The organism is bacterium (assembly GCA_009926305.1).
GTDB lineage: Bacteria > Bdellovibrionota_C > UBA2361 > UBA2361 > RFPC01 > RFPC01.
Genome location: RFPC01000079.1, coordinates 1 through 10651, shown reverse-complemented (window position 1 = coordinate 10651; position 10651 = coordinate 1). Strand labels below are relative to the sequence as shown.

At 45.3% G+C, this 10651-nt stretch carries 12 protein-coding genes; 4 read left to right on the top strand and 8 right to left on the bottom strand.

Features of this window, described 5'->3' with window-relative positions:
• From EBR25_10850 to EBR25_10835, 4 genes are all read right to left on the bottom strand, one after another.
• Positions 1 to 354: hypothetical protein (locus EBR25_10850; GenBank protein ID NBW41481.1), on the bottom strand; the 354-nt coding region annotated here is incomplete at its 3' end.
• 6 nt (positions 355 to 360) lie between these two features.
• Complete coding sequence (locus tag EBR25_10845; GenBank protein ID NBW41480.1) at positions 361 to 675, bottom strand: hypothetical protein; 315 nt, start codon at positions 673 to 675, stop codon at positions 361 to 363.
• Positions 672 to 1418 carry a hypothetical protein gene (locus tag EBR25_10840; GenBank protein ID NBW41479.1) on the bottom strand — a complete coding sequence of 249 codons (747 nt, stop codon included), beginning with the start codon at positions 1416 to 1418 and terminating at the stop codon, positions 672 to 674. Before EBR25_10840 ends, EBR25_10845 begins: the two co-directional genes overlap by 4 nt.
• Positions 1415 to 2365: a hypothetical protein gene (locus EBR25_10835; protein ID NBW41478.1), complete on the bottom strand. Its 951-nt coding sequence runs from the start codon at positions 2363 to 2365 to the stop codon at positions 1415 to 1417. Before EBR25_10835 ends, EBR25_10840 begins: the two co-directional genes overlap by 4 nt.
• Positions 2366 to 2569: 204 nt before the next feature.
• On the opposite strand from EBR25_10835, the gene EBR25_10830 reads away from it, so the two are divergent.
• Genes EBR25_10830 through EBR25_10820 form a run of 3 tightly spaced genes read left to right on the top strand, consistent with a single transcriptional unit; the run spans position 2570 to position 5718 of the window.
• A complete protein-coding gene (locus EBR25_10830) occupies positions 2570 to 3253 on the top strand; it encodes a hypothetical protein (GenBank protein ID NBW41477.1) in 684 nt (227 codons plus the stop codon).
• A 49-nt stretch (positions 3254 to 3302) separates the two neighbouring features.
• On the top strand, positions 3303 to 4397 hold the full coding sequence (locus EBR25_10825; GenBank protein ID NBW41476.1) for a glycoside hydrolase family 3 protein: 1095 nt from the start codon (positions 3303 to 3305) through the stop codon (positions 4395 to 4397).
• On the top strand, positions 4390 to 5718 hold the full coding sequence (locus EBR25_10820) for a SpoIID/LytB domain-containing protein (protein ID NBW41475.1): 1329 nt from the start codon (positions 4390 to 4392) through the stop codon (positions 5716 to 5718). The genes EBR25_10825 and EBR25_10820 overlap by 8 nt, the downstream gene beginning before the upstream one ends.
• Positions 5719 to 5725: 7 nt before the next feature.
• On the opposite strand, the gene EBR25_10815 is transcribed toward EBR25_10820, so the two are convergent.
• The 4 genes from EBR25_10815 to EBR25_10800 all read right to left on the bottom strand — a co-directional run bounded on the left by EBR25_10815 (position 5726) and on the right by EBR25_10800 (position 9548).
• On the bottom strand, positions 5726 to 6484 hold the full coding sequence (locus EBR25_10815) for a hypothetical protein (protein ID NBW41474.1): 759 nt from the start codon (positions 6482 to 6484) through the stop codon (positions 5726 to 5728).
• A gap of 32 nt (positions 6485 to 6516) precedes the next feature.
• The gene (locus EBR25_10810) at positions 6517 to 7149 is read right to left on the bottom strand and encodes an NUDIX hydrolase (GenBank protein ID NBW41473.1); all 633 of its coding nucleotides are present in this window, start codon (positions 7147 to 7149) and stop codon (positions 6517 to 6519) included.
• A gap of 70 nt (positions 7150 to 7219) precedes the next feature.
• The gene (locus EBR25_10805) at positions 7220 to 8458 is read right to left on the bottom strand and encodes a PilT/PilU family type 4a pilus ATPase (protein NBW41472.1); all 1239 of its coding nucleotides are present in this window, start codon (positions 8456 to 8458) and stop codon (positions 7220 to 7222) included.
• A gap of 37 nt (positions 8459 to 8495) precedes the next feature.
• Entirely contained in the window at positions 8496 to 9548 is a 1053-nt protein-coding gene (locus EBR25_10800; GenBank protein NBW41471.1) for a type IV pilus twitching motility protein PilT, read from the bottom strand.
• 212 nt (positions 9549 to 9760) lie between these two features.
• On the opposite strand from EBR25_10800, the gene EBR25_10795 reads away from it, so the two are divergent.
• The coding region (locus tag EBR25_10795; GenBank protein ID NBW41470.1) for a hypothetical protein at positions 9761 to 10651 on the top strand (891 nt) is incomplete at its 3' end.

Below are 10651 nucleotides of genomic sequence, written 5' to 3'. Positions count from 1 at the left end.
TCTCGCCTCGCGATATGAATCTCGAACCGCATTCTCAACTATAGCCATTGCTTCTGGGTTATACTGGGGCACAAGCAGTCGTGAACGGAATCGTGCTGCGCGATAGGCCACATACGAGAGTACTCCCAGACACGCATATAAGACCGGACTGACTGAGGTGAGTCCCGTTGTAAACGATATTGGCCGCCCTAACTCGGCAGCTCTCCCAACGGCTTCATTAACAGCATCCACCCCAGGAATACGCCGAATAAAGATACTCTTGCCCGCAGCCGCTCTTCGAATAAGAACGATGACTGGACCTAAAAAGGCTATGAGTAGAAGCAGAAGTCCCGGTGTAGAATGCTCAACTCCCATATCTTTCTACCTCAGTTCTTCTAAACGCATAATCAATCTTTCATAGCCATTATCATTCTCCATAATGCGCAGAACTGTCTGCACCTTACTAGAGCCAAAAAAACAGGTAAGAAGCGGTGCAGAAAACAGGGTGGCCTGTCCAATAATCGCACGCAAAGGTCTATGCGCCTCTAAGAAAAATACTGTTAGAGCAACCATACCGCGGTCAGAGACGACTTCTGCAAGTTGATCAATTGCAGTATTGAACTCTGCATCCGAAATATCATTCGTAAAACTATCTGAAAATGCTAGACCTTGCTCAGGTAACTGCTGGTTACTCACTCTGTCTTCCTCCGCTGCAATTCTTGCACGTCTTTCACATAGGTCTGCTTTCGTTCTCTTACATCTATTGGTGCTTGCCATTTTTTTAACGCAATAAGCTCTCTCTCGATATCTTGAGTCTGGCCTTGTGTTTGCTGTAGCTGCCGTTCACTCTTCTGGACTGCTCGTTCCAGTCCTTGAATTCGATCGTACTGGCCTATGACATGTGCGTCTTTTCTCAAGCTCTCAAATAAACGCTCAAGCTTCTTACGATCTTGTTGTAGCAGTGCTTGTTGACGTCTGAGAAATTGAATTCGCTGCCGAATAGCGTCAGCACCTTCAAGTGTTGAGATAAAAAAATCTGTTTTATTCAGATGGTAGACTGCAGGAGACTCCTGTGCTCCCTCTTCTCGAAAGACAACCTCTTGAACGTCTCGTACTTCCGGGGGAATTTTCATGGCCCAGATAATACGAGACGTCTCTCCATCTCCTTCCGCACGCTGTTCAATAGAAACCCCATCTCCCATCACCAGCGTTCCATCTTCCAAGAGAAAGTAGCCAATAAGGCTCTTCGAGCGAGGCATGTGATCTACATGGGCAATAAGTATCCTATCAGCATGCTGTTCAATCTCTCTCTTGTTGCCCTCACTGTCGACTTGTATCTCAGCATTCAACACCTCGCTTCTGAAAAGAAGTGGTATGAGAATCAAACTCAGCCCCTGACAGACACAACGTTTCACGAATGGTTTGCTGAGATAGTTCACCCTTGACCTCCCTCTATCATCTGAATAGACGAAGCTGGTCTTCCATGCTCTTCATCAGGCATAACATGATGAGCCGAGGGCAGGGTCATCGTAAAAAATCCCCCCTCCTCTGCCAAAATTATCTCCTCTTCAAGCATTCGCAACTTCCGCGACAACTCTATTACTTCTCCATAGTCTCGAACACCGCGGGCAAACGACAATTGGTTTGCAACTTCATGGAGTTTTTTCGTCGCTTCAAATTGCATGGATTTTTGATCGGTTAACTTGCTTGCCAGCTGTTGAATTCGAGCCATCCCCTCAGCTCTGAGAGATTCGGGGCTTGTCACCTGCTCTTCTAATAGGCGCACTTCTTCTTCACGCTGTCTGAGCGAGAGCTGCTCATAATCTAAATTCTCTGATAGAGTCTTCTCTTCCAGAAGAAGCGAGACTTCAAGAAGGAGAGCCTTTTCTTCAACGAACTTCTCAGGTGCTCCCATTTGCGCCCTAGTCTCAAAATCAATTGGTCGCAAAGTCCAACGCCCTAGGGCGCCGAGTCTTCGCTCAAAGACCTCTCCATTCATCGATAGCACAGCCCTCCTTGAGTCATATTCCTCAGAGCTAAACCAGAGGAAGTGACTCTTTTGCGTACTGACCTGAAGCGGAAGATACCGTGGAATAGGCTCATCGGTTGTGGGCGAGAAGATCCCCGTTATCGTTTTTCTTTCGGGCCCAGGAATCATAATCGTGTATTCATCCCCAAGCTTTTCCAAGAGAAAGATGCGTGGTAAGCCGTTGAGATGGGAATCATCCCAAGCAATACGTCCCATGTAGTTCCCATCTGGAATCATGGGAAATGAGCGTTGAGGAGCTAACAGAAAAAAATAGAAAAGCGTCAGGACTAGCGAAAGAGCCACTCCAGCGAAGAAGGCACGAAAGGAAGACTGTCGTAGAGAAATATATTCGAGCATACGCCATAAGGGTACGCCGAGAGACCAAACCCTGCAAGATTTGGCAATAGAGATTCTCGTGATTGTCTTCAAGCCGCTTCTTGGTAAGCGTCGCGTTGAATAGTAGCTTTTCGACGCAAATTCCGCCTACAATGACGAATAACGATGATAGCAAAGAAACCTAAGGCTACTGACTACCCCCCTTCTGGAGTAAACGTACAATCCATGTGCCAAACTCAGGCCGTGTGCCAAACTCAAGATGCTGGACATCCGATTCTTTTTTACTCGAACGACTTTGAGTCTGAAAAAATTCTCGGCGTCGTCCGTAAGTGCGCGCCAACCCTTGAAATTCACCCAAAAGAGACTCTCTCCGCTCAATCCTCACGAATGATGCACTCAAAGAGCTCATCGGGAGCTATCTTGGCAGCAGGAGATAAACAATATGAAGATTTCTGGAATATCATCTTCTGTCTTGATCAACTCCTTTGGAACTCAGACCTCATTCAGACAGAGCCTTCGCAACTCGCCATGCTTTTTTCCCTCGTTGAATACTGTGACCACAAACTCTTTCCACATCTTGAAGCCATGGGAGAAAATGTTCCTGTCACTCCTCAAAGACTCCTAGAAACAAATGTACTCACTCATCTTCTGCAGTGGTTATTCACAACCTCAACCCAGAGAGTGCATAGAGGTCAAACGGCAAAAATTGAATATCGAAAAATTGCGGAAAAACGACGCGAAGAGATTTTGAGCGAAGCGAATGACGCAATAAGAGCGGCAGAGGCGCTTCCCCCTTTGCCTAGCATGATCGTATCAGGAGCTATTCAAGGGGCACTTGAATGGAGCAAGAGGTCGCGAACATCCGAGAAGCCTCCCTTCTCGGACAGAAATATTTCAGTTGAACAATGAGAACTCAGATGAAACGCTATACCCGTCGAAGGAGGACTTAGTTATTTCAATGGATGAGAATCAGCTCATATGCCCCGGTAATCATATTGTCATCCGAGTGAATGAAACTACGCTCTCGCCAGAGACTCGTGAATTCCTGAAGACAGTGCGTCCAATTGGAATTCACTTTGGAAAAGACGCTTTTCTTCTCGATGAGCCTTATACCGTTTGGCTCAAGCAGTATTTGCTTCTTAGAAGCGATATCATGCAAGCAACGGGTCGCACTAGGATGATTTGGGCGCTCGATCACGAGGGGGGCAGAGTGATCAGAACGCCTCCACCTCTCACGAAATTTCCTTATCCCCTGAACTGGCAGAGCAAGGCCGGGACAGTCGGAAGTGCAATTGGACAGGAATTGAAATCTCTCGGCATCAACCTGAATTTTGGGCCTTGTCTCGATATTTTTTCAAATCCTAAAAATGCTGTTATCGGCCCCCGTAGTTTTGGAACGTCTATAGACGAGGTCTGTCAGCGAAGTAATCACTTTATTGTATCACTTGAGTCTGCCGGCGTTATCGCAACTGCTAAGCATTTTCCGGGTCATGGAGATACCATTGAAGATTCTCACTTTGAGCTTCCTCGCCTTGAATTGAGCGATGAACAGCTTCTCAACAGGGAGCTGATCCCCTTTATCGAGAATAATACTATCCCGTTGAAAGCAATTATGCTTTCTCATATTCTGTTCCCCAAGATTGACGAACAGTATCCTGCGTCACTGTCAAATATAGTTGGGAAAATGCTCTTGCGAAAAAAACTAGGATATACGGGTGTAGCAATCACCGATGATCTGGATATGAAAGCAATCTCAGGCTGCTATTCGCCCGAGCAAATTGCTCATCAACTACTCACTTCACAGATTAATTTTGCACTTTTTAATCACAGTCTTCATCATGCAGCAAGCGTTGCATCACAGCTTGAGAGACTATTCAAACAGGATCTTCAAGAACATCGCTCACTGCATGAGCAAAATATGCGCTTTGTAAATACATTACCGGAGAATAGAGTTACAGAGCTTCCATCCGAACTCCTCCATCAACATCAGGAGCTCGCACTACAGATTGGAGAACAATTCGCTGTATCCATAGAGGAGTTTACGGGTGCTTGAACCAAAACCCCTAAACGTTGCTGAGAAAGAGGTCGCTTCATCTGAGATACGGGTGGGAATACTTCTGCTTGAGGACGGCAAGAATACCGCATCAATTCATATTGATGCTCCTATACGGTGCCTGAATGACAATTCGCCTCAAGCGCTTTCGGAAGGCAGGCTTGTAGAGCCAGGGAAATATTCGGTGATTGCACGTGATGAGACTGTTGAACTACGCAATGAATCTGGCGAAATACTCCAATCAACCGAGTGCCTATTTATTTCTCCTTCCAAATCAGCTTTTCCGAAGAAAACCCTGAGTATCAGTCCTATCGTCGCTGGAAGGAGCTTTCACTGGAAAAAAGAAATTCAGGCGGATTTTCCCGGGGTCTTTGAGATTAAAAGTCACAATGGCTTTCTTGAAATAGTGAATATTCTTCCATTTGAACACTATCTTGCATGTGTCGTGGTATCCGAGATGTCTTCTGGAACACCCGTAGAATTCGTTAAAGCACAGACAATAGTAGCAAGGAGCTGGGCAAAATGTTTTCTAAATGAAAAGCACCCTGGTTCTTCTTATGAGTTATGTAACGATGATGATTGTCAGCGATATCATGGTGTGACATTCGCAGCTGAAGACTCTCTTAACGCATCTCTTCAAACAGCAGGTCAGTATCTTGTATCTGAAGCAGGAACAATCGTTCCTGCTTACTATTCAAAATGCTGCGGTGGCATTAGTGAAAAAGTAGAGGACTGTTTTGGATTTTCAGCCGCTGGAATATCATCAGTAACCGATGGCCCTCGGAGTGTAAATGCTCACGATACTGCAAAATGGACATCCTCTGAGCCTACAGAAGATGAATCGCTCTTTTGTGGAGGAGATCCCGACATCTTACTCGCTCATCTTGGTGGTGTCGATGATGCAGGTGAATACTTCCGATGGAAACATCGAGAAGAAGCAACGAGCCTGGCATCATACCTGAACGAACGAACAGGGGTTACAGACGCGAGAATTGTCACCGATTTAAACCCCATCAGAAGGGGGAAATCCGGGCGCATTCATGAGATGGAATTTATTTTTGAAACTATAGCTGGAAACATCGGCTCGTATCATAGTCGAACTCAATATGAAATTCGCTCACTACTTCATCCATCTTTTCTCTTTAGTAGCTCGATTAGTATTACCAAGGAAGCCGAGACATTTTTATTTCACGGTGCTGGATGGGGGCATGGAGTAGGTTTGTGCCAAATTGGAGGCATGTTTCAAGCAATTGCTGGTAGAAATAACAGGGACATACTGAACACGTACTTCCCTCGAGCAGTCATAAAAACTCTTTACTGATTTACAATTACTCTTCTGTCTCTTCTTCGGAACTTACGGTACCAATGATTTTTGCGGGACAGCCAGCAACAATTGTTCTCGGAGGAACATCTTCTCTCACGAGAGAATGAGCTCCAACTACCGATCCTTTTCCAATAGTAACCCCATCAAGTATTGTCGCACGGGTTCCAATCCAGGAACACTCGCCAATTATTACACCGCCCCTTTTCTCCATCTTCCCAGCAATGAATGACTCCGTGTCCTCATCCCATTCATGATTACTAGGGCCAATATAGGCGTACGCTGCGACGAGAGCTCCTGCTCCAATAACAATACTACTCTGCGTAGCAATACGACAACTTGTTCCAATATTCACTCCTGAATCAAATGTGATGTTGCCACCTTTTGCAGCAATAATAGAACCTCTACCAATGCACGTATGATCTCCGATGGTGATGGTGCTTCCCCTTCTACAATCAATAATCGAATAATCATCGATCAGCATTTTTTGACCAAGCTGAATTCCAGAGGCATTTCGAATGACTACTCCTCTTCCGATATATGGTCGTGCTCCGCAGGCGCCAAAAAGAGAACGATACAATAGGGAACGAAAACCCAAACCCAAAACTCCTGGAAGAATACTTCCTATCCCGGTAATTGCCTCATACCATAAGAGAGAACCCCATCCGCCGTCACCAACCGCAATTTCACGGTAAAGAGAAAAGCCTTTCTCACTCGATACTCGCTTTTGCTGCTGTGTTAAAAGAGGCATTGAATTTTCATTCATGGGTAAGGTTTCTTCTAAAAATACTCTCTTTCTTATCGAGAAAAGAGAACACGATACCGTAATAAGGCTATTATACTTAATGAGTCTCTGATAGTCCCATCATCAACCATCTCATATACTTCCTCTACTGGGAGTCGCATTTGCTGGAGAACCTCAGTTTCTTCCGGTTGAGCATTCCCAAATTCTAAACCAGTGGCAAGAAATACATGCGCCAATTCATTGGTCCGCGTATTTGCGATATGAAAGGGAGAACCCAAAGGAATGAGCGAGGCTGGAATAATTCCTGCCTCCTCCTTTAATTCCCGACGAGCAGCCTGAAGAGGTGTCTCACTTGATTCGATACCACCTTCAATCAACTCCCATGAATACTCCTGTACTGGATAACGCTCCTGTCCAATGAGTACCACTTCATCCTTCTCTGAAATTGCTAGGACGACAACCGCTTCTTGCAACTCCAACCAGCCATACACCCCATCCGTTCCAGACGGCGTAGTTACTTGATCTTCATGGAGCTTCATCCACTGGTTCTCATACACCAGTCGAGAGGATCTTCGCTTCCATGCCCCACTTTCAACAGATAACTCCCTGTCAGGTATTTCAGGCATGTTTCTTCCCTTCATCTGAATATTTTTTTCTCGATAATCGCCGTAATGACTTCGATTCAATATGTAGCTTCATTATGAAGCACATACACGCACTGAAGTGAACAAGAATAGTATTAAAAAGCTCGAATCGCTAGATATCAAGCTGGAGAGCCTCTTCCTCTTTTTCGTTTGAACTCTTTTTCTTCTGCTCTGTGGAAATCTCTCTCACTTGTGTCTCTGATGCCGAATGTGGGTCTGAAGTCTTTCCCTTAGCGGCATTGTGTTTCCCCGTTCTACGGGTCTTCTGCTTCTCATTTGCAGATGATGCATCCTCTGAGAGCTTGACTCGTAATCGAAGATTGTTCGCACTATCAGCATTCTGCAGAGCTTCATCTAAACTAATTGCACCGGCAGCATAAAGGTCATAAAGGGCTTGGTCGAACGTTTGCATCCCCTGATTTGAGCTTTTCTCCATTGCTTCCTTCAATTCGGCTATCTGAGATTTATAAATAAGATCCTTAATCCGAGGACTATCGAGTAGTAGCTCCACTGCTGCCACTCGATTTCCATCCACACTCTTTACTAACCGCTGGCTGATAATGGATCGTAAATTAAGGCTGAGCTGAAGATATACCTGTTGATGCCGCTCACTCGGAAAAAAGTTTATTATTCGCTCCATTGCTTGATTGGCGTTATTGCTATGGAGCGTCGCAAAGCAAAGATGGCCGGTCTCAGCAAATGTAATCGCTGCTTCCATCGTTTCTGTATCGCGAATCTCTCCGATAAGTACTACATCAGGTGCCTGACGAAGCGAATTCTTCAGGGCGAGATGATAGTTCTCCGTATCTACACCGACTTCTCGTTGGGTAATGATAGATTTCTTATGGCCATGAATAAACTCTATTGGATCTTCAATGGTAATAATATGACCCGCGCTGTTTTCATTTCGATGATCGATCAGGGCAGCTAATGTCGTCGACTTACCTGAACCCGTAGCACCCACTACAAGAACCAGCCCACGCTTTGTCATGGCAACATCTTTGAGCGGCTCTGGTAATCCGAGGTCATCAAGAGTCAGTATATCAGTACGAATCTGGCGAATAACGACACCGACACAGGCTCTCTGAATGAAGACATTTACCCGAAATCGACCGAGGTTTGGGTAGTAAAGAGAAAGATTCATCTCATTCAGCTCATCAAACTCACGCTGCTGTCGGTCGTTCATTACGCTATACGCAAGCTCCCTTGTTTCATCGGGCGTAAGGCAACGATTGCCTGCAGGTCGAATGCTCCCGTTAATACGATACATGGGAGGACTATCTACCGTAAGGTAAAGGTCTGAAGCTCCATGTTCGCACATCAGCCCTAGAAGTCTGCTTATCTCAATCATGCAACATGCCCCCTACCCCGAGTGTTTCTTTCCACTACTATCTTCCCCGCTCGTTCTTAAACAAGTCTGGTTTACCCAACTTCTCAATAGCAGTTTCTTCTGTAATCCGATTTTGTCCTACTAAATCGAGAATATGCATTTCAAGCGTTTGCATTCCAACAGACTGAGATGTCTGCATAGTGCTTGGAAGCTGATGAATTTTACCCTCTCGTATCAGATTTCGAACCGCTGGCGTACCGAGAAGGATCTCTAAGGCGGCAACGCGTCCTCCGCCCACTTTTTTACACAGTGTTTGAGTGATTATTGCTTGAATTGACTCAGCAAACATCGCTCTTACCTGCGCCTGCTGCTCAGGTGGAAAAACATCAATAATTCTATCTGCCGTCTTAGGTGCGCTCGAGGTATGCAATGTGCCAAAAACGAGATGTCCTGTTTCAGCTGCAGTCAAGGCTAATTGAATAGTCTCTAGATCTCTCATTTCCCCAACTAAGATAATATCTGGATCTTCTCGAAGTGCAGCTTTCAAGGCGTTCTTGAACGAATGCGTATGTGCCCCAACTTCGCGCTGGTTGATAAGACTTTTCTTCGAGACATGAACAAATTCAATCGGATCTTCAACAGTGAGTATATGTTTTTCATAGGTTGCATTGATAAAGTCAATCATTGCTGCAAGCGTAGTGGATTTTCCAGAACCAGTTGGTCCCGTGACCAGAACCAGTCCTTTTTCACGGATAGATACATCTCGAACCACTGGAGGAAGATTTAATTGCTCTAAGGAGAGTATCGTGGTGGGAATCTGACGAAAGACGGCTGCAAGACCACGGTTTTGCCGAAAAACATTCACCCGAAATCTCGCAAGATCACCAAGCTGCATTGAAAAATCTAGCTCGTTATGTTCCTCAAACGATTTCCGTTGGACATCATTCATAATGTCATAAATCATCTCATGGGTTTCTTCTGCAACAAGCGGAGGAGATTTAATCTTCTTCATTGAACCGTGTACGCGAACCATTGGAGGCTCTCCAGCTGCGATGTGAAGATCAGAGGCATCATTTTGAACTGCGAACTGAAGAAGATTCGTGATATCCATAGTACATTCCCGCATACGCTACCTAATAGCTATCGGCAGATTTCGAAAATCTATTAACTCTCTCGGACAGGTTCTGTGTTAATTTTCAGAAATGCCTCATCCAGCGCATACATAGGCTCGTCAGCTCAAACCATGGCAAAAACTACTAAATTTTCGTATGCTTTGAGGCTCAGATACAAAGAAACGCCAACTAAAAAACAAGAGTAAGACGCGTGAAACGATTCTACGGAGCGCATGGACCAGCAACCGCATGGACGGTAAACAGTCTCCTCGATGGACTTCCCAGAGTCCTTTTAGTCACGCCAGACGAAGCTCGTGCTCGGGCACTGAAATGTGATCTGTCGGCTATTACGTGGGATAAAGACGTTTGGGAATTTCCTCATCGCGCATCGCTGCCATTTGAGATGGTCAATCGTGACCTTGAAAGTGCTGCATATAGAAATTGGTGCCTCAATCGAATTCTTAGTGAGGAGCCTGGAATCTTTATTATTAGTGCTACTGCTCTTCTTCAGTCTTTTCTTCCGATACCATGGTATCATCGCTTCTCTCGTACCATCCAAGCTGGTGACAGCATGGATCGTGAATCGATAGTAGCAGCCCTTGAAGAATACGGGTATCTAGAAACGGCGAATGTTCAGGAAGTGGGTGAATATGCAATTCGCGGCGGAAAGATTGATCTGTATCCGGCAGCTGCAAAAAATCCGATACGCGTTGAGTTCCTTGCCAATACAGTGAATGGGATTGGATTTTTCTGCCCCGTTACTCAACGTTCCGTAGAGGGCAACCTCTCGTCTCTTGAGATTTTCCCTGTTCGAGAGTTCTTGACTTGGAATGAGCTACTGCACTTCTCTGAAAAATCTGAACATGAATTGACTCAGTGTTTCAAAGACTTTGCTCATAGAAGAGAAGTTCCTCCTCGAGAAAGTATAGAAGTTCTGAAGGCCCTGCAGCAGGAAATCACACTTCCTGGCATTGAACTTTATCAACATATCCTTCCACTTCGATGGGGCAGCTGGCTCGATATTGATATTCCAACTATTCTCATTGATGAAGTTGACATCATCCAGGAGATTGAACTTTTTCACGAGATCATGAACGAGAGA